This is a genomic window from Mesorhizobium sp. 128a (genome assembly GCF_053848025.1).
In genome coordinates, this window is the sequence record NZ_JBSPKY010000013.1 from 1 (window position 1) to 23,795 (window position 23,795).

At 63.6% G+C, this 23,795-nt stretch carries 17 protein-coding genes; 9 read left to right on the top strand and 8 right to left on the bottom strand.

The window, feature by feature from the left end:
• Positions 1 to 88: 88 nt before the first annotated feature.
• Positions 89 to 1,183: an S-methyl-5-thioribose-1-phosphate isomerase gene (gene mtnA, locus ACWTU9_RS21055; protein ID WP_455859950.1), complete on the bottom strand. Its 1,095-nt coding sequence runs from the start codon at positions 1,181 to 1,183 to the stop codon at positions 89 to 91.
• Positions 1,180 to 2,454 carry an S-methyl-5-thioribose kinase gene (gene mtnK / locus ACWTU9_RS21060; protein WP_455859951.1) on the bottom strand — a complete coding sequence of 425 codons (1,275 nt, stop codon included), beginning with the start codon at positions 2,452 to 2,454 and terminating at the stop codon, positions 1,180 to 1,182. Before mtnK ends, mtnA begins: the two co-directional genes overlap by 4 nt.
• A 137-nt stretch (positions 2,455 to 2,591) precedes the next feature.
• Between mtnK and ACWTU9_RS21065 the strand changes: the two genes are divergently transcribed.
• The 3 genes from ACWTU9_RS21065 (at position 2,592) to ACWTU9_RS21075 (ending at position 6,278) form a co-directional block, all read left to right on the top strand.
• Positions 2,592 to 4,103, top strand: a complete 1,512-nt coding sequence (locus ACWTU9_RS21065) for a sugar ABC transporter ATP-binding protein (RefSeq protein WP_455859952.1) — start codon at positions 2,592 to 2,594, stop codon at positions 4,101 to 4,103.
• Positions 4,104 to 4,183: 80 nt separating this feature from the next.
• On the top strand, positions 4,184 to 5,179 hold the full coding sequence (locus tag ACWTU9_RS21070) for an ABC transporter permease (protein WP_455859953.1): 996 nt from the start codon (positions 4,184 to 4,186) through the stop codon (positions 5,177 to 5,179).
• 46 nt (positions 5,180 to 5,225) lie between these two features.
• Positions 5,226 to 6,278 carry a substrate-binding domain-containing protein gene (locus tag ACWTU9_RS21075; RefSeq protein ID WP_455859954.1) on the top strand — a complete coding sequence of 351 codons (1,053 nt, stop codon included), beginning with the start codon at positions 5,226 to 5,228 and terminating at the stop codon, positions 6,276 to 6,278.
• A gap of 66 nt (positions 6,279 to 6,344) precedes the next feature.
• On the opposite strand, the gene ACWTU9_RS21080 is transcribed toward ACWTU9_RS21075, so the two are convergent.
• The 5 genes from ACWTU9_RS21080 to ACWTU9_RS21100 form a co-directional block, all read right to left on the bottom strand.
• A complete protein-coding gene (locus ACWTU9_RS21080; protein WP_455859955.1) occupies positions 6,345 to 6,617 on the bottom strand; it encodes a type II toxin-antitoxin system YafQ family toxin in 273 nt (90 codons plus the stop codon).
• Between the two features lies 1 nt (position 6,618).
• Positions 6,619 to 6,876, bottom strand: coding sequence for a type II toxin-antitoxin system RelB/DinJ family antitoxin (locus tag ACWTU9_RS21085; RefSeq protein ID WP_455859956.1), 258 nt, complete (start codon positions 6,874 to 6,876; stop codon positions 6,619 to 6,621).
• Positions 6,877 to 6,940: 64 nt separating this feature from the next.
• Positions 6,941 to 8,011 carry a D-alanine--D-alanine ligase family protein gene (locus tag ACWTU9_RS21090; RefSeq protein ID WP_455859957.1) on the bottom strand — a complete coding sequence of 357 codons (1,071 nt, stop codon included), beginning with the start codon at positions 8,009 to 8,011 and terminating at the stop codon, positions 6,941 to 6,943.
• 216 nt (positions 8,012 to 8,227) lie between these two features.
• Positions 8,228 to 10,282, bottom strand: coding sequence for a bifunctional aldolase/short-chain dehydrogenase (locus ACWTU9_RS21095; RefSeq protein ID WP_455859958.1), 2,055 nt, complete (start codon positions 10,280 to 10,282; stop codon positions 8,228 to 8,230).
• A gap of 96 nt (positions 10,283 to 10,378) precedes the next feature.
• Entirely contained in the window at positions 10,379 to 11,356 is a 978-nt protein-coding gene (locus tag ACWTU9_RS21100) for a sugar-binding transcriptional regulator (protein ID WP_455859959.1), read from the bottom strand.
• A gap of 191 nt (positions 11,357 to 11,547) precedes the next feature.
• Between ACWTU9_RS21100 and ACWTU9_RS21105 the strand changes: the two genes are divergently transcribed.
• The 6 genes from ACWTU9_RS21105 to ACWTU9_RS21130 all read left to right on the top strand — a co-directional run bounded on the left by ACWTU9_RS21105 (position 11,548) and on the right by ACWTU9_RS21130 (position 21,837).
• Positions 11,548 to 13,188: an acyl-CoA synthetase gene (locus tag ACWTU9_RS21105; protein WP_455859960.1), complete on the top strand. Its 1,641-nt coding sequence runs from the start codon at positions 11,548 to 11,550 to the stop codon at positions 13,186 to 13,188.
• A 359-nt stretch (positions 13,189 to 13,547) separates the two neighbouring features.
• Positions 13,548 to 14,153, top strand: a complete 606-nt coding sequence (locus ACWTU9_RS21110; protein WP_455859961.1) for a TetR family transcriptional regulator — start codon at positions 13,548 to 13,550, stop codon at positions 14,151 to 14,153.
• Between the two features lie 55 nt (positions 14,154 to 14,208).
• On the top strand, positions 14,209 to 15,348 hold the full coding sequence (locus ACWTU9_RS21115; RefSeq protein ID WP_455859962.1) for an efflux RND transporter periplasmic adaptor subunit: 1,140 nt from the start codon (positions 14,209 to 14,211) through the stop codon (positions 15,346 to 15,348).
• A gap of 251 nt (positions 15,349 to 15,599) precedes the next feature.
• A complete protein-coding gene (locus ACWTU9_RS21120; RefSeq protein ID WP_455859963.1) occupies positions 15,600 to 18,740 on the top strand; it encodes an efflux RND transporter permease subunit in 3,141 nt (1,046 codons plus the stop codon).
• A gap of 120 nt (positions 18,741 to 18,860) precedes the next feature.
• Positions 18,861 to 20,354 carry an aldehyde dehydrogenase family protein gene (locus ACWTU9_RS21125; RefSeq protein WP_455860119.1) on the top strand — a complete coding sequence of 498 codons (1,494 nt, stop codon included), beginning with the start codon at positions 18,861 to 18,863 and terminating at the stop codon, positions 20,352 to 20,354.
• 127 nt (positions 20,355 to 20,481) lie between these two features.
• Entirely contained in the window at positions 20,482 to 21,837 is a 1,356-nt protein-coding gene (locus ACWTU9_RS21130; RefSeq protein WP_455859964.1) for an LLM class flavin-dependent oxidoreductase, read from the top strand.
• A 59-nt stretch (positions 21,838 to 21,896) separates the two neighbouring features.
• On the opposite strand, the gene ACWTU9_RS21135 is transcribed toward ACWTU9_RS21130, so the two are convergent.
• Entirely contained in the window at positions 21,897 to 23,606 is a 1,710-nt protein-coding gene (locus ACWTU9_RS21135; RefSeq protein WP_455859965.1) for an APC family permease, read from the bottom strand.
• Between the last annotated feature and the right edge of the window lie 189 nt (positions 23,607 to 23,795).

The following is a 23,795-nucleotide window of genomic DNA, read 5'->3' on the forward strand; positions in this document are numbered from 1 at the left end:
CGGAAACCACTTCGCTGCGCCCCTGCCGTCTCTCCAGGCGTCCAAAGCCTAATAACGCAACAGGCCCACGAGGGGGGAGATCAGCCAATTATCCGCGCTCCGGGAACATCGCCTTCAGCCCTTCACGCGACGCCTTGGCCACCCCGCGCTCGGTGATCAGCCCCGTCACCAGCCGCGCTGGCGTCACGTCAAAAGCCGGGTTCGCAGCAGGCGTCGCATCCGGCGACACGCGCACCTGCGCAATCTTCCCATCCGCCGTCTTGCCCCAGACCAGCGACACCTCATCACCCGACCGTTCCTCGATCGGAATCTCGGCCAGCCCGTCACCCACCGTCCAGTCGATGGTCGGCGAGGGCAGGGCGACATAGAAGGGAACATCATTGTCGGCGGCGGCGAGCGCCTTGAGGTAGGTGCCGATCTTGTTGCAGACATCGCCATTGGCTGTGGTGCGGTCGGTGCCGACGATCACCATGTCGATTTCGCCACGCTGCATCAGATGGCCGCCGGCGTTGTCGACGATCAGCGTGTGCGGCACGCCGTGGCCGGCCATCTCCCAGGCGGTCAGTTGGGCCCCCTGGTTGCGCGGCCTGGTTTCGTCGACATAGACGTGGACCGGAATGCCGGCCTCGACAGCCAGATAGATCGGCGAGGTCGCGGTGCCGTAGTCGACGGTCGCCAGCCAGCCGGCATTGCAATGGGTGAGGATGTTGACCGGCTCGCCCGGCCTCTTGCGCGCAGCGATCTCCTTGACGACTTTCAGGCCGTTCTCGCCGATGGCGCGGTTCAGCCCGACATCCTCGTCGGCGATCTCCGCGGCGCGCTTGTAGGCGGCCTCAGCGCGTTGCGCCGGTGGGAGCGGCTTGAGGAAGCGGCGCATTTCGTCCAGCGCCCAGCGCAGATTGATCGCCGTCGGCCGCGTCTTGTGCAGCGTCTCCCACACCGCGTCGAGCGCTGCGTCCGTCGGGTCGTCCGCCATCTGAATGGCAACGCCATAGGCGGCGGTGACGCCGATCAGCGGCGCGCCGCGCACCCACATGTCGCGGATGGCGGTGGCGATGCCGTCGACCGTGCCTATCCTTTCGACGCGGAACTCATGCGGAAGCCAGCGCTGGTCGATGATCTCGACCGCGCGCTTGTCGTCGCTCAGCCAGATGGTGCGGTAATGGCGCTCGCCGACGTTCAAATCCTGCTCTCCCGTTCGATCAGCGTGGCCAGATTGTTGACCTCGTCGATGCTGTGGATCTGGCGCCGGTTGACGGCGATGTGGCGGCCGAATTTCAACGCCTTGGCCTCGCAAGAGGCGCGCAGATCCTCGTCCTCGATGGTCTCGAAATCGGCATTGTGGGCGAGGCCGAGAATGCGCCGATGCACCTCGATGCCGGCAAAGCCCAGGAGGTCGGCCCAGATCTGGTCCAGCACATGATCGAGCGCCTGCTCCGAGGCGAGAATGTCGCCCTGATCCTCGAACAGGCTCTTCTGGTAGAGCATGCCGGTGCGCTCGGTCCGCCACAGATGCGAGAACTCGGCGCGGAACACCGACCATGTCTCGTTCGTCACCCCGAGCAGATAGGCGCGCATGGAGTCGCGCTTGCCCTGCTGCTCATGGCCGCGCTGCGAAAAGAAGGACATCCAGAAATTGGCGAGCAGCATGCCCACGTCGAAGGCCATCGGACCGTAGAAGGCGAACTCCGGATCGATCATCCTGGTCTCGGTGTCGGTGACCATGATCGAGCCGGAATGCAGATCGCCATGCAGCAGGGTTTCGGCATTGGCGGCGAAGATATGCTTCAGCCGTTGTGCCTCCACCTTGAGGTCGCGGTCGGCGCGCAGTTCGGCGACCAGGCCGTCCAACTGCGGCGAGGTATGCCGGTTCAGCTTGGCGTCGAAATAGGGGTCGGAAAACACCAGGTCCTCGGTGATGCCGCAAAGCTCGACATTGTCGGCGAACAGCGCCAGGTCCGCCTTGCGGTCCTTGGTCGGCATGGAGAGATCGGAGCCGCGAAACAAAGTGCGGGCCATGAACAGGCCGATGTCGCGCGCAATGTTGGGAAGCTGGCGGCCGTCGATCAGGGCGCGGCGCAGGATGATATGCGGCGGCGCCAGATATTCCATGATGATCAGCGCCTGACCCTCGTCGAAATGGTAGATCGCTGGCACCGAGCCTGGCGAGCGCGCCTCTTGCCGTGTCAGCGCATGGTATTCGAAGAAGGAGCGTTTGAGCGGCAGCGGCCAGCTGTCGCCGACGAGGCGGACATAGGGCAGGGCCTGTTTGACGACGGCAGCACCCGACGCGCCTTCGACGATGAAGACGAGGTTCAGATTGCCGTCGCCGACCTCGCGCACCTTCCAGGCGCTGGTGTCTTTGCCGATCTTTGAGCAAAGCGCGCCGTTGGCGCCGAGGCGCGTAGCAAGCGTCTCGACCGACAGTGCTTCGAACGGCAATTTTCCAGTCATTCCTCACCCTCCCGCTTGTTCGTTCCGATCATAGTGGAGCGATGGCGGCGGGGCCAAGCTAGGAAGCTGTCTGGCAATTGTCAATCGAGTTGACAATTGATGACATAGCCCATAGCGTCATCGTCAGGGAGGAACGAATGGGCAATGATGCCGTGTTCCGCGTGGACGGCCTGAGGAAGTCCTTTGGCCATATCGAGGTGCTTGGCGGCGTCTCGCTCGAATTGCATGCCGGTGAGATCACCGTTCTGATGGGCGCCAACGGCGCCGGCAAGTCCACCCTCGTGAAAATCATCAGCGGCGTCTACGACCATGCCGGCGGCACGATGAGCCTCGCCGGGGACAGCTTCGCGCCGAGCACGCCAGCCGAGGCGATCCGCGCCGGCGTCGTCACCGTCCATCAAAACATAAATGACGGCGTTGTCGCCGATCTCGATGTCGCCACCAACCTGACGCTCGACCGGCTGAGCGGCAAGGGCGCGCCGCTGCTGTTCAATCCGGGCCGCGTGCGGCGCGAGGCGAGGGCGGTCGCCGACCGCATGGGGCTGACCATCGACCTCAGGGCGCGGGTCAGCGACCTGTCGCTAGCCGACCGCCAGATGGTGGCAATCGCGCGCGCCATGGCGCACCAGCCGAAAGTGCTGATCCTTGACGAGCCGACTTCGTCCCTGTCCAGCGCCGAGGCCGACCGGCTGTTTTCGCTGCTCGACCGGCTGCGCGAGCAAGGCGTCGCCATCCTCTACATCTCGCACCGCATGTCAGACATCAGGCGGCTTGCCGACCGCATCGTCTCGATGCGCGACGGCGTCGTCTCAGGCGTGTTCGAGCAGAAGCCGCTCGACTATGAGGGCGCGGTCAACGCAATGCTCGGCCGCAAGATCCATCTCGACCGCATCGAAGCCAAAAGCGCTGCCAAGCCGATCCTGACCATCACAGGCCTGCGCATCGCGCCGGGAGCCCGGCCGATCTCACTGACGCTCGGCGATGGCGAGGTCGTTGCCGTCACCGGTCTCGTCGGCGTCGGCAAGACCGTGCTGGCCGAAACGCTATTTGGAGTGCGCAAGCCACTTGCCGGCACGATGGCTTTGAACGGCAAGCCGTATGCACCTGCATCGACGGGCGAGGCCATTGCCGCCGGCGTGTTCCTGGTTGCCAAGGACCGTGGCGAAAGCGGCATCGTCGGCGGTTTCAACATCCAGGAAAACATCAGCCTTCCCTTCCACAAGCGCATGTCGCGTTTTGCCGTGCTCAAGCGCGGCCTCGAACGCGCCACCGCCCGCCGCCAGATCGAAGATCTCGGCATCGTCTGCCGCTCCGAGAAGGACGAAATGACCACGCTGTCGGGCGGCAACCAGCAGAAGGTGATGGTCGCGCGCTGGATGGCGCAGGCAGCCAGACTGTTCATCCTCGACGAGCCGTTCCAGGGCGTCGACATCTCGGCCAGGCGCGACATCGCCGCCAAGCTGAGGGCCAGCGCCAATGGCCGCGCCACGCTGCTCTTCGTCACCGAGCTCGACGAAGCGCTGGAGACGGCCGACCGCATCCTGGTGATGTCGGAGCAGACCATCGTCGGCGAACACCGCAATGCCGATGTCGATCTCGACCGCCTGCTGGCAGAAGTCGCCGGCGGGCCGCTGCACAGCGCGGCGTGAGCCAAGATGATTGACGAACTGACGACGAGAATTGGAATGGAGTGCATGGGTTTGAGTTGGGTATTGACGGCGGGCGCTGAATGACACTGCGCGATTACGCCATCCGCTATGGGTTCATCGTACTGTTATTCGGGTTGATCGCGTATTTCGCCGTCGCCGCCGATGGGTTCGTCTCGCCGCAAAGTGCCGTCTTCATCTTTCAATCGGTCGCCATCACCGGCGTGCTGGCGCTCGGCGTCACTGCCACGCTTGTCGTCGGCGGTTTCGACCTCTCGATCGGCTCGGTCGCGACCTCTGCCATGATGGCAGCGTCCTATGCCATGGTCGTGCTGGAGCAGAACGCGTTCGTTGCCGTTCTCGCCTGCATCCTCATCGGCGTGCTCGTCGGCCTCATCAACGGTTGGCTGATCGTCTATATGCGGGTGCCCGATCTCTTGGCGACGCTCGGCATGATGTTCCTGCTTGTCGGCCTGCAACGCATCCCGACGGAAGGGCGCTCGATCGCCACCGGCATGACCATGCCGGACGGCTCGGTCGCCAACGGAAAATTCTCCGACGCGTTCCTGGCGCTCGGCCGCCACCGCTTCGACTTCTTCATCCCGAACCTCATTCCGGTCTCGGTCGTGGTGCTGATCGTGCTGGCGCTGCTGATCTGGTTCTTCCTCGAATACACCCGTTTCGGCCGCATGATGTATGCCGTCGGCAGCAATGAACGCGCCGCTGAACTCGCCGGCGCGCCTGTCAAGGCATACAAAATCTGGGCCTACGTCATTTCAGGAGTTTTTGCCTCGATCGGCGGCATTTTGCTCGCGGCACGGCTTGGACGCGGCGACATCGCCTCGGGTAATAATCTGCTGCTCGATGCGGTTGCCGCGGCGCTGATCGGTTACGCGGTGCTTGGCGCCGCCAAGCCGAACGCTTTTGGCACCGCCGTCGGCGCGCTGTTCGTCGGCATTCTGCTGCAAGGCCTGACCATGATGAACGCGCCCTACTACACGCAGGATTTCGTCAAGGGCGTGGTTCTGGTCGTCGCCCTTGTCTTCACCTTCGCCCTTTCCGGCAGGGGCAGGAGATAGAAACGGCTGCCGGAACAGTTTGGGTTCAACAAATGGAGGAAACAACGTGAACGTCACAAGAAGACTTCTGGGGAAGGTCGCGCTCGGGCTTGCCGGCGCAACCATGCTGATGCAGGTGCCGGCTCTGGCCGCGGACAAGCTGGCGCCGTTCGACAAGCCGGGCGTCAAGATCGCGCTGGTGCGCTATCTCTCGACCGGCGATTTCTTCCAGGCCTATCTCTCGGGCGTCGAGGCGCAGTCCAAGGCGCTCGGCGTCGATCTGCGCGTGCTCGACAGCCGCCAGGACGCGGCCTTGCAGGCCGACATGGTCGACCAGGCCATCGCGCTCGGCGTCCAGGGCATCATCATCCAGCACGGCCTGACGGAATCGATGAAGGACGCCGCCCAACGCGCCGTCGACGCCGGCATCAAGGTCGTCGCCTTCGACGTCAATGTCGAAAATCCGAAGATCCCGCAGGTCGAACAGTCGGACAAAGACCTGGCCCGCCTCGCACTGGAGCAGGCGGTTAAGGACAATGGCGAGAGCTGGAACGCCGGTTACGTCTATGTCGCCGGCATCGCGCCGCTCGACCGCCGCAACGAGACTTGGGTCGACGTGAAGAAGAAATACGCCGGCATCAAGGAAGTGGCGATGTTCGGCACGCTCGACAACCCGATCGCCAACTCGGTCGCCAACCAGGCGCGCTCGGTGCTGTCGGCGCACCCGGACATCAACGTGATGTTCGCCCCCTATGACGAATTCGCCAAGGGTGTGAAGATCGCCGTCGACGAGGCGGGCCTGAACAAGAAGATCAAGATTTACTCCGCGGACATCTCGACCTCGGACATATCAGCCATGCGCGAGACCGACAGCGCCTGGGCAGCGACCGCCGCCACCAACCCGGCCGTCGTCGGCCAGGTTTCGGTGCGCGCCCTGGCGCAACTGCTCGCCGGTGAAGACCCCGGCCACAATGTCATCGTGCCGCCGACGCTGATCACCCAGAAGGACTTGATCGACAAGGACATCAAGAACATGGAAGACCTGTCGGCCAAGCTGCCGCAATTCGCCCATGCCGATGTCGCTATGCCGGCCTGGATGCCGAACCCGAACGCGAAGTAGGGTCAGCTACAAATCACAAAGCCGCCTGCAACAATCGCTGCAGGCGGCTTTTTGCCGAAGATATCTTCACTCGTTAAACAGGTCGGAATGAGAGCCCGTGCGGGCAAGCTGCAGTTCATCGCCGGCGACGCGATAGATCAACAGCCAATCCGGTTCCAGGTGAGCATCCCGATAACCCTTCCAATCGCCTTTCAAAGGGTGATCCTTATAGCTCGCCGGCAGTTCGTGCTCGGTAATCAGCAGGCCCAGGACGGCGCGCAACTTGCCGACATCTTTGCCGCGCTTCTCCATACGCTTCACATCCCTACGGAATTGCCCGGAGCGAACGGGCGTGAGCATGTCAGATACCCAAATCCTTGAACAAGGCATCGGCCGACCCCAGCCGCTTGCCCTTGCCTTGTTCCAGTTCGGCCATGGCCTTCCGGGTGGTTGCGTTAGGCACCTTCACCGGGAAGGGGAATTCCTTGTCGGCGGCAACGCGAACTAGCAGCAGGCGAATGGCATCGGAGACCGACAGTCCCATCGCCGCCAGAGCTTCCGTTGCTTGATCCTTTGTCGCGGCATCGATGCGAGCGCGGACGACCGTATCCGTTGCCATATCGTGACTCCTTCTTATTGAGCCACAATGTAGCTACAGTCGCCCGTTCTTGCAAGCGCATCTCTCAGCTTGAACGCCGAACTCTCGCCAACCCATGCGCCACCAGCCGGTCGATGACCTCCGGATAGCCGACACCGCTTGCCGCCATCGCCTTGGCGTACATGCTGATGTCGGTGAAGCCGGGGATGGTGTTGAGCTCGTTGATCACGAACGTCATGTCCGGCATCAGGAAAAAGTCGACGCGCGCCATCGCATCGCAACCGACGGCCCTGAACGCCTTTGCGGCCGTGTCGCGCATGGCGGCTTCGACCTCCGGCGGCAGCTGCGCCGGCACCACCAATGCCGCGCCATTCTCGTCGATGTATTTGGCGTTGTAGTTGTAGAAGCCGTGGCTTTCCGCCGGCACGATCTCGCCCGGCCGTGAGACGAAGAGCTCGCCATCGGTGCTCTCCAGCACGCTGTATTCGATCTCGCGGCCGCGAATGAATTCCTCCGCAAGCAGCTTGCGATCATGCTGTAAAGCTTCCGCGAGCGCCCGCTCGAATTCCTGGCTGCCATTGACCTTTGCCACGCCGACCGACGAGCCCTGCCGCGCCGGCTTAATGAAGATCGGCAGGCCAAGCTGGTCTTCCAGCACCGCCAGAGAGGGTGCCGCACCGTCCTCGATCGTCACCGAGCGCGTGACGGGCACCCCTGCCGCCTTGAGAAGCCGCTTGGCGACATCCTTGTCGAGCGCGGCCGCCGAACCGAGGATGCCGCAGCCGGCAAGCGGCACGCGCGCCACCTCGGCCAGCCCTTGCACAGCGCCGTCCTCGCCATACAGGCCGTGCAGCACCGGAAACAATATATCGATGGCGGGCAGGTCGTGCGGCGCACCCCTGGCGGGGATCGCCAGCATCCGCCCATGTCCGCCCGGCACCAGGCAAAGCTGCGTTCCGTCTGACGGCGTCGCCAGCGCACCATCCTCGAAGCGGCTTAGCAGCCATTGCCCCTCACGGGTGACGAAGACCGGAACGGCATCGTATTTCGCCGGATCCAGCGCACGCATGACATTGGTTGCCGAAAGCAGCGAAACCTCATGTTCGGCGGAACGCCCGCCGAAGAGCACGCCGATACGAAGTCTTTTCGCTGCCATCGAGAACTCCACCAAGGATCAGGGTTGGAGCTCGCATGCGAAACACATGGCGTCCCCCTAAACTGGTCGAGCAATAAGCGAAGGATTGGAGTGGGATTTTGACCGGTTCGAGCAGTTTTTCAGCACGAAGTGCGAAAGCGGCTTTCCGCCCGGAGTCCGTCAAGACCGGGAGCGGTTCGCCGTTTTGATGAGACGATGAACCGCTCCAGGCCTATGTCAGCGCAGCGCCGCCGCGATGTTGCCGCCGTCCACCGTGGTGACATCGGCGGTGGTGCGCTCGGCCAGCGCATGGTGCAGGAAGGCTTGCGCGACGTCATCGGCCGTCACTTCCTGCCCGAGCAGATTGCCGGACATGTATTCCTTCTCCGACACGCCGCGCGCGCCGGAGCGGCTGGCGATCATGGCGTCGGTCAACAGGCCGGAGCGAATACGGTCGGCATTGACCGCATTGGAGCGGATGCCATGCGCGCCGTAATCGAGCGCATATTGCCGGGACAGGAACAGCGTTGCCGCCTTGGGCACGCCATAGGCGCCGAATTTCGGGCCGGGATTGACCGCCTGCTTGGAGGTGTTGAAGAGCAGCGCGCCGCCGGTGCCTTGTTCCAGCATGATGCGCACCGCGTTCTGCGCCGCCGACTGATGCGCGAAGAAGTTGAGCTCGAAACTCTTGCGCAGCAGAGCATCGTCGAGTTCGCCGATGCGGCCTTCCCAGGCGGCCCCTGCGTTGGAGACCAGGATGTCGACGCCGCCATAGACGGCGACAGCCTTGTCGAAGGCAGCGCGCATTTCGGCAGGGTTGGTGATGTCGGCGCCGACGCCGATCGAATTGTTGCCGGCGGCCTTCGCGGCCTCGGCCGCCTTTGTCGCGTCGAGATCGACGACGACCGCATGCGCGCCATTGGCGGCGAACAGCTTGGCCGTAGCGGCACCGATGGCGCCGGCGCCGCCGGTGATCAGCACCACCTGGCCGGTCAGCGGCTTCGGCTTGTTGGAGGCAAGCTTGGCCTGTTCCAGCGACCAGTATTCGAGCGGGAACAGGTCGGCCTTGGACAGCGGATGGAAGCTGCCCACGGCCTCAGCGCCGCGCACCGCCTCGATCCACATCTCACCGACATCCGAGGCGATCTTTGCATCCTTCAGCGTCCGGCCATGGCCGAACATGCCGAGGCCCGGCACCAGCGTCAGCCGCGGCATTGGATCGAGCGTGGTGCGCTTGACGTCGTCCAGCGCGTCATTGGTCTCGAAATAGGCGCGGTAATCCTTGGCGAAGGCGTCGACATGGCTCTTGATGATTGCCTTGTAGTCGCCGGCCTTGTCGGCGTCCGGGGCCGGCACCGCCATCGGCCCGGTCTTGATGCGGATCGACAGGTCAGGCGTCGACACGCCGCGCGCGGCATAGTCGGCAATCCCGGCCGAGTTGATGAAGTCGACGATGGCGTCCGAGGTACGGAAGTCGCTGATCATGCGGTCGAAGCGGCCTTCGCCGCGCGACACCGCCACCGCGCCGCGCAGCGCCGGTGCGATGGAGGCCGGTGTCGCCAGCCTTGCCGGCAACGCGGCCTTGGCCGGTTGCGGCTTGCCGTTCCTGGCGACATAGTCTTCCGCCACACTCACATAGTGAATCATTCGGTCATAGGCCTGCCTGGCATCATCGCCGAAGGTGAAGATGCCATGCTTGTCGAGGATCAGGCCTTCGACATCAGGATCGGCGTCGTAGACATCGGCCGCCACTTTGGCGAGGTCGAAGCCTGGCTTGATGTAGGGGACATAACCCAATCTGTCGCCGAACACGGTCTTGATCAGCGCCTTGCTGTCCGCCTGGTCGACGATGGCGAGGATCGCCGTCGAATGGGTGTGATCGACGAATTTGTGCGGCAAGAAGGCATGCAGCAGCGTCTCGACCGACGGGTTGGGGGAGGCGGGGTCGATGAGGTTTGCCCGCTGCAGCGCCACCATGTCCTCATCGGCGAGGCTGTCCAGCGCGCGTGCCTTGAGCAGCGCGGCCATCTTCACCGCCGGCAGGCCTTGCGGCTCGATGACGCCCATGTCCCAGCCGCTGCCCTTGACGCACAGCACGTCCCACTCGTCGCCGACGAGATCGGTCGCCTTGGTCTTGCAGGAGGTGTTGCCGCCGCCATGCAGCACCAGCCGCGGCTCGCCGCCGAGCAACCGGGTCGTGTAGACCCGCAGCGCGAGGTCGCGGGCAACGCCCTTTTTCGCATAGTCGGCAACCAGTCTTTCCGCGTCGCCATCATTCCAAAGGTTCTTCATTTCGCTATGTCCGCTTTGCTGTCTTTGTTGTGTTGGTGTGAACAGGAATGCCGCGACGCCTTGATGACAATGCGCCGGCTGCAAGGATCTCGTTTCTCAGGAAGCCTTTTTCGCTCCCGCTGCGACCCCCGCACCGGCATGGTCGAGCAGCCGCCGCGCCATGCTGGCGCCCACGACCAGATGCGTGCACAGACCGCCTGCGAGTGCCGCCAGCAGCGGCCCGAACTTGCTGTCCTCCTGCACCACCATCAGGCGCTTTTCGATCTGGCGTAGCGACGCGAGCGAGGCCGAAATGACGCGGCGGTTGTAGCTGCAGTCGAGCGCCTTGCCGGTGGCATCGATGATCTGGCCGGCGATGACGCCGGCGGCCCCCGCCTCGCGCAACACCCCCATCTCGCCGGCGCTCAGCGCACCGCATTTGACGACATGGCTGTCGGCGTCGACGGTTCCGACAGAATAGAGCGCGAGATCGCAGTTGCTGATATCCGACAATTGCCCGCGGATCACCGGTTCGGCGCGCAGGCCATGCGCCAGCAATTCCGTCGTCAGCACCAGCGGCGCGTAGAAATTCAGCCCCTTGGCGTTGAGCCGCCGCGCGATCTCCATCGTGCACTGGTCGGGCCGATAGGAATAGGGCGCGCCGAGATTGCCGCAGAGCTGCACCACCGTGACGTCCTGCAGGTCGGCATAGGACATGATGTCGGCGATTGTGTAGACGGTGCGGCCCCAGGCGACGCCGATCCGGTCGCCTTTCTTCACCAGTTCCAGAAAGACGCTCGCCGCCAGCACCGCAATGTCGGTCGACGGATCGAGAACATAGTCGTTCTCCGGCGCGATCCACACCGCATCGAGCTTCAGCGCATCCTCGAGCTGGCGCGCCAGCACATCGTCGGTGAACAGCTGCGTCGAGGTCGAAATATTGACGATGCCGGTCTCGCGCGCCTTGCGCAGGTACATAGCCACCGACGCTCGGGAAATGTTAAGCTGGCTTGCGACCTGGTCCTGGCGCAGGCCATGGGCATAATAGAGCCACGCGGCCTTGTGGATAAGCTGTTCTGCCGGTCGGATCGCCATGCCGTCTCCTCGCTGACATTATTCACGGCTCTCGACAAAAGTCAAACTGGCATGGGTACATGATACCTTCTTGCCTGTCGAAACTGGACAATCATTGCGCCAAATGTGCCTGGTCGGGATTCGCTGATGGTGACGTGGCCGAAACCTGTGGTTAGAAGTTCTCAACAAAAGAAAATTCGGGGAGGAGCGGGATGGGCAATCCCTACGATCAGGATCTGGGCAAGAACGCTGCCAACCACCAGCCGCTGACGCCGCTCACCTATCTGGAGCGAGCGGCAAGGACCTATCCCGACCATGTCGCCATCATCCATGGCAACCAGCGCATAGACTATCGCACCTTTTGGCAACGCTCGCTCAAGCTCGCCTCGGCGCTGTCGAAGCGCGGCATCGGCAAGGGCGACACCGTCACCGTCATGCTGTCCAACACGCCGCCGATGCTGGAGGCGCATTTCGGCGTGCCGATGACCAAGGCGGTGCTGCATTCGCTCAACACCCGCCTCGACGCCGCCGTCATCGCCTTCCAGCTCGACCATGCCGAGACCAAGGTGCTGATCGTCGACCGCGAATTCTCCGGCGTCGTCAAACAGGCGCTGGCGCTGGCGAAAGTGAAGCCTCTGGTCATCGACTATGACGATCCCGACTATGCCACTGATGCGCCCTATCCGAAGGGTGAGCGCATCGGCGCGCTCGACTATGAGGATCTCGTCGCCGGTGGCGACGCGGATTTTGCCTGGTCGATGCCCGACGACGAATGGGACGCGATCTCGCTCAACTACACATCCGGCACCACCGGCAATCCGAAGGGTGTCGTCTACCACCATCGCGGCGCTGCCCTGATGGCCTACACCAACACCATCCATGCCGGCATGGCCAAGCACGCCGTCTACCTCTGGACGCTGCCGATGTTCCACTGCAACGGCTGGTGTTTTCCGTGGACGCTGGCCGTCCAGGCCGGAACCCATGTGTGCCTGCGCTGGGTGCGGCCGAAGCCGATCTACGACGCTATCGCCGACCATGGCGTCACGCATCTGTGCGGCGCACCCGTCGTCATGTCGGTGCTGATCAACGCCAGGGAAGAGGACAAGCGCCACTTCCCGCAGACAGTCACCTTCAACACCGCAGCCGCACCGCCGCCGGAAGCCGTGCTGTCGGGCATGGCCGATGCCGGCTTTGCTGTCACCCATCTCTACGGCCTGACCGAGACCTACGGTCCGGCGGTGGTCAACGAATGGCATGGCGAATGGGACGATCTCGACAAGGGATCGAAGGCGCAGAAGAAGGCCAGGCAAGGCGTGCGCTATGCCGCACTCGAAGGCCTGACGGTGATGGACCCCGAAATGATGCAAGAGACGCCGGCCGACGGCGAGACCATCGGCGAGGTCATGTTCCGCGGCAACATCGTCATGAAGGGCTATCTGAAAAACAGGAAGGCAACCGACGAGGCTTTTGCCGGAGGCTGGTTCCATTCCGGCGACCTCGGCGTCATGCACCCCGACGGCTACATCCAGCTCAAGGACCGCTCCAAGGACATCATCATCTCCGGCGGAGAGAATATTTCGTCGATCGAGGTCGAGGACGCGCTCTACAAACACGCGGCCGTCGCCTCCTGCGGCGTGGTGGCCAGGGCGGACGATAAATGGGGCGAGGTGCCAGTCGCCTATGTCGAGCTGAAGCCTGGCAAGGCGGCCAGCGAAGCCGAGATCATCGATCACTGCCGAGGACTGCTTGCGCGGTTCAAGGTGCCGAAGGCGGTGATTTTTGCCGAGATTCCGAAGACGTCGACGGGGAAGATCCAGAAGTTTCGGCTGCGCGAGATGGCGAGGGGCACGTAGGCTCGGTCAAATGCGCTAAGTCGAGTTCCTGCCCACCCCCCTCTGTCCTGCCGGACATCTCCCCCGCAAGGGGGAGATTGACAGCTTCGCCTTCGTACGGCTCCTGAAACGTTGCTGGTTGGCGAAAGCCGAAGTGACATCTGATCTCCCCCCTTGCGGGGAGATGTCCGGCAGGACAGAGGGGGTGGGAAGGATCGCCACGCCGAAAGACGACCTTGCTTGCGCTCCTGGCTCACGCCCACCCCCTGTCACCATCTGTCACCAATTATACGCGTACGTCGAATCTGCATTGACACCCTCTCTCTTTCGATTTACGAGTGACGAAAGTTGAAATTCGTCACTAGTCAAACGAAAGAGCCATGTCCGAAGCCGCCAGCATCATGGTCGACGCCGCCCGCCAGGAGAATGTCACCCGCATTCTCGACTGCGCCGAGCGCCTGTTCCGCCACTATGGTTACGGCAAGACCAATGTCGCCGATATCGCCCGCGAACTCGGCATGTCGCCGGCCAACATCTACCGTTTCTTCGCCTCCAAGGTTGAAATCCACCAAGCCGTCTGCGGCCGCATGCTCGGCGCCAGCTACAGGATGGCCTACGAGATCATGCATCTGCCGATCGGCGCCGAGGAGCGGCTGCGCCGTTATATCCATGCGCAGTACAAAATGACCATGGAAGTCATGCTCGACGACCAGAAGGTGCACGAGATGGTCATCGTCGCGCTCGAGCGTGACTGGGGCGTCATCGACAAGCATGTCGATTCTGTCCACGACCTGTTTGCCGAGGTGATCCGCGAAGGCATCGAGGCCGGCGAGTTCCGGGAACAGGATCCGGTCATCGCATCGCGCTGCTTCGGCGCCGCCACCGTCATTCTGTGCCACCCGCAAATGGTGGCGCAGTGCCTTGCCAAGACCAATCGGGCGATGCCCGACGACCTCATCGATTACGCAATCAAGGCCCTGAAATAACCGCCGCCCGCCGGGCGCCGGTGTCGACCGTTCATCTCCAGTCGGGAGTACGAAAGTGTCTTTGCCCAGTTCCATCCTCCGCCAGCTGCCGGCCGCCGGCCTGATCGTCGCCACGCTCGGGCTCGCCGCCTGCAGCCAGGAGAAGACCGAAGTCCAGGACATCATCCGTCCGGTCAAGGTGGTCGAGATCGGCCAGGCCGAAAACAGCCGTGAACTCGCCTATTCCGGTTCGGTGCGCGCCCGTACCGAAATGAATCTCGGCTTTCGCATCTCGGGCAAGGTGACCCAGCGCCTGGTCGATATCGGCCAGCATGTGACATCGGGCGATGTACTCGCCCGTATCGATTCCACCGACTACGAACTTTCGGTCAAGAGCGCCAAGGCCAGCCTCGATGCCGCCGAGCGGCAGGTCGAGACGGTCGATCTGTCCCGCAAGCGCGCCGAGCAGCTTTTTGCCAAGAACTTCACCTCGAAGTCGCAGCTCGAGCAGGCGACGTTGAGCTACAACCAGGCCGTGGCGACGCGCGATGCCGCCCGTTCGACCCTTTCGCAGGCGCAGAACCAGGTCGTCTATACCGATCTCAAGGCGAGCGAGAACGGCATCGTGACTGCGGTTTCCGCCGATGTCGGTCAGGTGGTCGGTGCCGGAACGCCAGTGATGACGGTTGCCGTCGACGGCGAAAAGGAAGTCTTGATCGCGGTTCCCGAAATGGACATCGCCGCCTTCAAGCCAGGCAAGGATGTCACCGCCAGCTTCTGGTCCGACGATGCGCTGAAGCTCTCCGGCAAGGTCCGCGAAGTGGCCGGCAGCGCCGACCAGCAGTCGCGCACCTTTGCCGTGCGTGTCTCGCTGCCCGACGATCCGCGCGTGCTGCTCGGCATGACGGCCAACATCAAGGCTTCGGTGGCCAAGAAGCAGGAGATGGTATCGATCCCGCTCAGCGCGCTGGCGGAAAAGGATGGCCAAAAGATCGTCTGGACCGTCGACCGCGCCGGCGAGACGGTGCACGAGCGCCCGGTCAAGGTTGCGGAGTTTACCGCCGACGGCGTCAGTGTCGCCGACGGGCTCAAGCCGGGTGATGTCGTCGTTGCCGCCGGCACCCAGTTCATGACCGAGAATCTCAAGGTCAAGCTGAACGGCGATGCGGTGCAGGCCGCCTCCGCGGAAGGCGACGCCGCAAAGGCCCTGCGCTGACGGCAGGCGCATGAAGCCGGCTTGATCGTCGCTTCGGCGAAGAGGGCTGGCGAAGCATTCAAGGTTTCCGGGCGGCGAGTGCCCGATGGTCGAGACGCCAAGGTCGAGTTCCCCCGCATCGATCCACGCGTCCCACCGCGATGAGGGTCTCTCCCGCTCGGAAAGCCTCGCCGCCCGGAAGCCAGCATCGGAATTCCCCGGACCGCATGCCGAGGGCGTGCGCTCACGATCAACGAATTGGACTGACGCCGATGACCACCACCAACGACAGCAGTGAAAAGCGGCCTTTCAATCTTTCGCGCTGGGCCATCGGCCATCCCTCGATCGCCCGCTTCCTGTTCGGTCTGATCATCATTGCCGGCGGGCTCGGCCTGATGCGCATGGGCCAGAAGGAAGACCCCGATTTCACCTTCCGCGTCATGGTCGTCCAGGCGATCTGGCCGGGCTCCTCGATCCAGGAGATGGAGGATCAGGTCGTCAACAAGATCGAGCGCAAGCTGCAGGAAACGCCGCATCTCGATTTCGTCCGTTCCTACACCCGCGCCGGCAGCGCCATCATCACCGTTCAGGTCAAGGGCGACGCCGATGCAGCTGAGGTGAAGGACGCCTTCTACCAGGTGCGCAAGAAGGTCGGCGACATCTCGGGCGACCTGCCGCAAGGCCTGCTCGGCCCCTATTTCAACGACGAGTTCGGCGACACTTTCATTACGCTGCACTCGATCAGCGGCGACGGCTACTCCTATCCCGAGCTGAAGAAGTTCGCCATCCAGGCGCGCGACATGCTGCTGACGACGCCGGGCGTCGAGAAGGCCGTCATCATCGGCGATCAGCCGGAGAAGATCTATATCGACATCTCGTCCAAGGCGCTGGCCGAACGCGGCCTGACGCTCACCGACCTGCAGAACGCCATCAAGGGCCAGAACAATGTCGATCCGGCAGGCTCGGTCGACACCGGCCTGCGCTCGGTGCGCATCTCGGTCGAGGGCGATGTCACCAAGGCAGCCGACATCAGGGAATTGCGCCTGCGCGCCGGCGGCCAGGTGACGCGTCTCGGCGACATCGCCACCGTGTCCTCCGGCCTCGAGGATCCCTATCAGCGCAAATACCGCTTCAACGGCCACGAAAGCGTCCAGGTCGGCGTCGTCATGGCCAAGGGCTTCAACGTCACCGATGTCGGCAAGGATGTCGAGGCGACCTACAAGCGCTTCGAAGAGGCGCTGCCCTATGGCGTTTCCGTCGACCAGATCTCCGACCAACCGGAAGTCGTGCGCGATGCGGTGAAGGAGTTCATGGAGGCGCTGGGCGAGGCGCTGCTGATCGTTCTGGCCGTCTCGCTGCTGTCGATCGGCTGGCGCTCCGGCCTGGTCATCGCCATCGCCATTCCGCTGGTGCTGGCCGCCACCTTCGCCATCATGTACGAACTCGGCATCGACCTGCAGCGCATTTCGCTTGGCGCCTTGATCATTGCGCTCGGCCTGCTCGTCGACGACGCCATGATCGTCGTCGAGATGATGGAGCGCAAGCTGGAGGAGGGGCTGGTCAAGATCGAGGCGGCGAGCTTCGCCTATTCCTCGACCGCCTTCCCGATGCTGACCGGCACGCTGATCACCACCGCCGGCTTCATCCCGGTCGGCTTCGCCGCCTCCACGGCCGGCGAGTATGTGCGCACGCTGTTCTACGTCGTCGGCATCGCGCTGGTCGTGTCCTGGTTCGTCGCCGTCTATTTCACGCCGTGGCTGGGCTACATGATCCTCAAGCAGCGCAAACATGCCGGCAATCATCACGATGCCTTCGACACCGGCTTCTACCGCCGGCTGCGCGCCACGGTCGGCTGGGCGGTGCGCCATCGCATCATCGTGCTGGTGATGACACTGGTGACATTCGCCACCAGCCTGTGGGCGTTCCAGTTCATCCCGCAGAACTTCTTCCCGCAATCCTCGCGTCCCGAAATCCTGGTCGATCTCTGGCTGCCTGAGGGAACCTCGATCAAGGAGGTCGAGACGCAGGCCAAGGCGCTGGAAGCCAGGATGATGGACGACAAGGACAAGCGCTTCATCGCCACCTATATCGGCGAGGGCGCGCCGCGCTTCTTCCTGCCGCTCGACCAGCAATTGCGCAACCCGAACTATGCCCAGCTTCTGGTGATGGCCAATGACGAGCCGGCGCGTGAGCGACTGATCCTTAAACTGCGCTCCATCCTGGCGCAGGATTTCCCCTCGATCCGTTCCAAAGTCGATCGCCTGTTCCTCGGTCCGCCGACCGGCTGGCCGGTGCAGATGCGCGTCATGGGTCCGGACCGCCAGGAAGTGCGCCGCATCGCCGATCAGGTGAAGGCGAAATTCGCTGAAAATCCGCTGCTCGGCGCCGTTCACGACGACTGGCTGGAGCCGGTGCCGGCGATGAAGCTGGTCATCGACCAGGACCGCGCCCGGGCGCTCGGCGTTACCTCGCAGCGCATCCGCCAGATGCTGCAGGCATCGATGTCCGGCGCGCCGCTGGACGACTTCCGCGACGGCGAGGAGACGGTGTCCATCGTCGCCCGCGAACCGGACGCCAGCCGCAACCTGCTGTCCTCGGTCGACTCGGTCTATATCCAGACCGATTTCGGCGGCTTCGTCCCGCTCTCGCAGGTCGCCAAGGTGGTGCCGGTGCTCGAGCAGGGTGTCGAATGGCGGCGCGACCGTCTGCCGACCATCTCGGTGCGCGCCACGCTGCCGGACGGCGTGCAGTCGAACGATGTCGTCACCAAGCTCTACAATGACATGCAGGGCATGCGCGCCGGTCTCGCGCCCGGCTACAAGATCGAGATCCAGGGCGGTGCCGAGGATTCCGCTGAAAGCCAGGCGTCGATTGCCGCCAAGGCGCCGGTCATGCTGGCGGTCATCGTCGTGTTGCTGATGATCCAGCTGCAGCATTTCGGCAAGGCGATGCTGGTGCTGGCCACCGGTCCGCTCGGCATCATCGGCGCTGCAGCCGCTCTGTTGATCAGCGGTGCGCCGTTCGGCTTCGTCGCCATCCTCGGCGTCATCGCGCTGCTCGGCATCATCATGCGCAACTCGATCATCCTGGTCGACCAGATCGACCAGGACATCGCCAGGGGTATGGATCGATCGGAGGCGATCATCGGCTCGGCCGTGCGTCGTTTCCGGCCGATCGTGCTGACGGCGATGACGGCGGTGCTGGCGCTGATCCCGATCTCGCGCGCCGTGTTCTGGGGGCCGCTCGCCTACGCCATGATGGGCGGCATCCTGGTTGCCACCGTGCTCACCATCCTGGTGCTGCCGGCAGGCTATGCGCTGTTCTTCGGCCGCGAGCCGAAGAAGGCCAAGGAGCCGGCGGGCGAGGCGGTTCAGGACAATGACAGGCCGCAACTGGCCCTGGCCGCCGAGTAACAGCCGCTGGCGCATAGGATGCGCCCTGGGAAAAATGCTACAACGCCGTACGTTTGACGTGCGGCGTTGTGGCGTTCCGGCGGCCATGATGCCCCATTTGTCGCGTGGAGGATGATCATGATGACCCTGGCCCAGACCCCGATCGCCCTGCGCCTGCCGATCGACGGGCGCCATCGGCAGATGTTCATCGACGGCGCCTGGGTCGATGCCCGCTCGGGGCTTACAATGGAAACCCGCAATCCGGCAACCGGCGCGGTCATCGCCACCGTGCCGCGCGGCGACCGGCAGGACATTGAGCTTGCCGTGGCTTCGGCGCGTAAGGCTTTCGAAGGGCCGTGGAGCCGGTTCAAGCCTTACGAGCGGCAGGTGCTGCTGCTGAAAATTGCCGACCTCTTCGAAAAGCACTGGGAAGAGATCAGTCGCTCCGACACGACGGACATGGGCATGCCGATCGTGCGCACCCGCGCCAATCGCAACCGCGTCATCGGCATGCTGCGCTACTACGCCGGCATGGCCACCGCACTGCACGGGGAGACCATCGACAATTCGCTGGCCGGTGAAATCGTCTCCTTCACCCGTAAGGAGCCGGTCGGCGTCGTCGGCGCCATCATTCCGTGGAACGCCCCCACCGCGGCCTCGATCTGGAAGATCGGCCCGGCGCTCGCCACCGGCTGCACCATCGTCTTGAAACCGTCGGAAGAGGCGCCGCTGACGCCGCTCTTGATAGCCGACATCATGAACGAGGCCGGCGTGCCGGCCGGCGTCGTCAACATCGTCACCGGTACCGGCGCCGAGGCGGGTGCCCCACTTGCCGAACATACCGGCGTCGACAAGATCGTCTTCACTGGCTCGACCGCGACCGGCCAGTCGATCGTCCGCGCCTCGGCCGGCAATCTGAAGCGCGTCTCACTGGAGCTCGGCGGCAAGTCGCCGGTCATCGTCTGCGCCGATGCCGATCTCGACAAGGCCGTCCCGGTGGCGGCGATGTCGGTGTTCGCCAATTCCGGCCAGATCTGCATTGCCGGCTCGCGTCTGTTCGTCGAGCGCTCCATCCATGACGAGTTCGTCGCGCGGCTCGCCGCTTACGCCGAGGGGCTGAGGATCGGTGACGGCATCGACCCGGCGACCGAGATCGGCCCGCTGGTCTCGCTGCGGCAGCTCGAACGCGTGACCGGTTATCTCGAAGCCGGCTCGGCCGATGGCGCAAAGCTGGTCACTGGCGGTACCCGCCTCACGGAGGGCGCGCTCGCCGCCGGCAATTTCGTCGCGCCGACCGTGTTTGCCGGCGTCTCCGACGACATGAAGATCGCGCGCGAGGAAATCTTCGGTCCGGTCATCTCGGCGCTGCCCTTCGACACGCTGGACGAAGCGGTCGAGCGCGCCAACAACACGCCCTACGGCCTTGCCGCCGGGGTCTTCACCCAGAACGTCGCCAAGGCGCACCAACTGTCGCGAAAGATCCGCGCCGGCTCGGTCTGGGTCAACACCTACCACGCCATCGATCCGGCGGTGCCCTTCGGTGGCTACAAGATGAGCGGCTACGGCCGCGAGGGCGGCGCCGAGCATCTCGGCGAATATCTCAACACCAAGGGCGTGTTCATCAAGATAGATTGAACGGCCGCCCGTAGGAAATGCTCCACGGCAAGGGTTTTGCAAAACAGAATTCCTTTCCAGGACGGCAAAGCCGTCCGATCCTGCTGATATCGGAGCGATAGAGCTCATCTACCTCAGGTGACCATCCATGGCAGACAAAAAACAATTGCGGCTCGGCGCCTTCATGCGCCCGGTCAGTCTTCACACCGGCGCCTGGCGCTACCCCGGCGCCTATCCAGACGCGAATTTCAACTTCGCGCATCTGAAGCGTTTCGCGCAGACATTGGAGGCGGCGAAGTTCGACGCCTTCTTCATGGCCGATCACCTGGCCGTGCTCAACATGCCGATCGAGGCGCTGCGGCGCAGCCACACGGTGACCTCCTTCGAGCCGTTCACGCTGCTGTCGGCGCTGGCCGCCGTTACCGACCATATCGGCCTGGTCGCCACCGCATCGACGACCTTCGACGCGCCCTATCACATCGCCCGCCGCTTCGCCTCGCTCGACCACATCAGCGGCGGGCGCGCGGGCTGGAACATCGTCACAACGTCCAACCCCGACGCCGCGCTGAACTTCGGCCTCGACGATCATGTCGAGCACGACGAGCGCTATCACCGGGCGCGGGAATTCTACGATGTGGTGACCGGCCTGTGGGACAGCTTTGCCGATGACGCCTTCATCCGCGACGCCGAAAGCGGGCTCTATTTCGACCCCGCCAAATTGCATGTGCTGGACCACAAGGGCGAGCATCTCTCGGTGCGCGGCCCGCTCAACATTGCCCGCCCGGTGCAAGGCTGGCCGGTCATCGTCCAGGCCGGCGCCTCGGAGGCCGGGCGGCAGCTGGCGGCCGAAACCGCGGAGGTTATTTTCGCCGCCCATAGCGATCTTGGAGCAGGGCAGCGCTTCTTTGCCGATGTCAAAGGTCGTGCGCAAAAACTCGGCCGTTCGCGCGACGACATCAAGATCTTGCCCGGCGCCTTCGTCATCGTCGGCGACAGCGTAGAGGAAGCGCGGGCCAAGCGGGCGAAGCTCGACAGCCTGGTCTATTACGAGAGCGGCATCGCCTCATTGTCGATCGCCCTCGGCCATGACGCATCCGGCTTCGATCCCGACGCGCCCTTGCCCGAAATCCCGGAGACCAACGCTTCGAAGAGCAGCCGCGAGCGGGTCATCGAACTGGCGCGCAAGGAGAACCTGACGGTCCGGCAATTGGCGCAGCGGCTTGGCGGCTATTCCGGCCTTGCCTTTGTCGGCACCCCGAAGACCATCGCCGACGAGATGGAGGAATGGCTGCTCGCCGAGGGTTCCGACGGCTTCAACATCATGTTCCCCTATTTGCCGGCCGGTCTCGACGACTTCGCCGAGAAGGTGGTGCCCGAATTGCAGCGGCGAGGCCTCTTCCGGCGCGAATATGAGGGCACGACCTTGCGTGAGAATCTTGGCCTGAAGCGGCCGCCGAACCGGTTCTTCGAAGGCTCCGAAGCGGCCATCCGCAAGGCCGGCTGACCTCTCAGCACGAAAGGGCGCGCCGAAGCGCGCCCATTCCTTTCAAGCCGCCGTCATTTTCAGATGACGAAGTACCAGTTGGCGAGCAGCATCACCACCACGCCGGCGACCAGCGTCAGATAGGGCAGCATGCCGGCCTTTTTGACCGAGAGGTCGGCTCCCGCCATGCCGAGGTCGGCCAGCATGTGGTCGGGGAACTTGCCCTTGTCCTGGACGTAATGCCGGTAGCAGAACACCGGGATGATCAGCGCTGCGGTGATCAGGCCGGCCCATAGCGCCATCGGGTTCCACACCTTGGCACCGGCGCCCATGAAGATGGCGTTGACATAAGCGAAAATGGCGCCGAGGCCGAGCAGCCAGCTCGGGGCCTTCCAAGGCCGGCTGATGTGGCCGTTGTCGATGCGGTGGATCCAGCCGGCATTGAGGTTGAGGAAGTTGAAGATGATGTAGCCGCAGTTCGACACGGCGAGGATGAAGAAGAAGCTCGTCGCGTCGGCCGAAGCGATGGCCAGCACGATCAGGTTGAAGACGAGGTCGGTCCACATCGCCCGCGTCGGCGCGCCATGTTCGTTGACGTGGCTCAGATAGCGCGGCAGCCAGCCGTCGACCGAACCCTGGTAGAGCGTGCGCGACGAACCGGCCATTGCCGTCATGATGCACAGCACCAGAGCCAGGATCATCAGCATCACCAGCAGGCTGTGGATGAGCGCGCCGCCGCCGACCATGCCGGCCAGTGCGTCCGCAACGCCCGAGCCGTCGACGATCGGCGTCGCCAGCATGCCGTTGAGGCCGAGCACGCCCTGGAAGGTGAAGGGAACCAGGATGAACAAAAGCATGCAGAGCAGGCCGGAATAAAAGATCGCCTTGAAGGTGTCGGTGCCCGGGTTCTTGAACTCCGAGGTGTAGCAGACGGCCGTTTCGAAGCCGTAGGTCGACCATGCGGCGATGAACATGCCGCCGAGCACAAGCGTCCAGCCGGGAATGTTCCACGAGCCGGGCTCGGGCGCGTAGGCTGCGGCCAGCGGCACCAGCGGCGAAAAGTTTGCCCAGTTGATCTGGCCGGTGACGATCGGCACGACGCCGACGATCAGCATCGGGATGATGACCAGCAGGCCGATGTACTTCTGCACATTGGCGGTGCCCAGAATGCCGCGATGCTGGATCGAGAAGATGATCAGCATCAGCACCGCGCCGATGAAGAAGGTTGCGTTGAGGGTGAAGGAGACAGGACCGAGTGTGTGGCTGAAAAGCGTCCAGGTGCGGATTGCCGGCGTGGCCGCCGCGGTCACCGCGGCGATGGCGTCGGCAGGCGCCGTTCCGGCATGCGCCGCGATGTAGGCGACGACATCCGGCGACGCATCGGTGAACAGCGGCACCGGCGCCAGCGCATTGAGGATATAGGCAGCAGCGATCGAGCAGCCGAGCGACAGCACCGGTGACCAGGCGAACCAGTTGCACCACACCGACAGTGGCGCGATGAACTTGGAGTAGCGCAGCCAGGCGGTCGCGCCATAGATCGAGGCGCCGCCCGACTTGTTAGGGAACAGGCCGGCGATCTCGGCATAAGTGAAGGATTGCAGGAAGCCCATGACCATGGACACAGTCCAGATCAGGAAAGCCAGCGTTCCCGTCGTGCCGGCAATGCCGCCGATCGAAAACAGGACCAGGGCCGGAACGCCGCTCGCCACCCAGAAGGCGCCGCGCCAGTCGATGTGTCTCAGCAGCTTGCTGTCGGCAGGCTGCTCGAGTGCCGTGCTTATCGTGCTCATATCAATGAATTCCCCTTTTTCTGTTCCCTGCCGGCGGTGCCTCGACTGTCGCGAAGCTTCTCCCCGGCCCATCATTGCCGCGACATCAGTGTTTCCACTCAGTCGTATTTTTTTCTTAACAGTGAAGATTGATCCGGCGCGCTTTCACGTCAAGCGATTTGTGATGTCATGCACATCACGCTTGCGAAA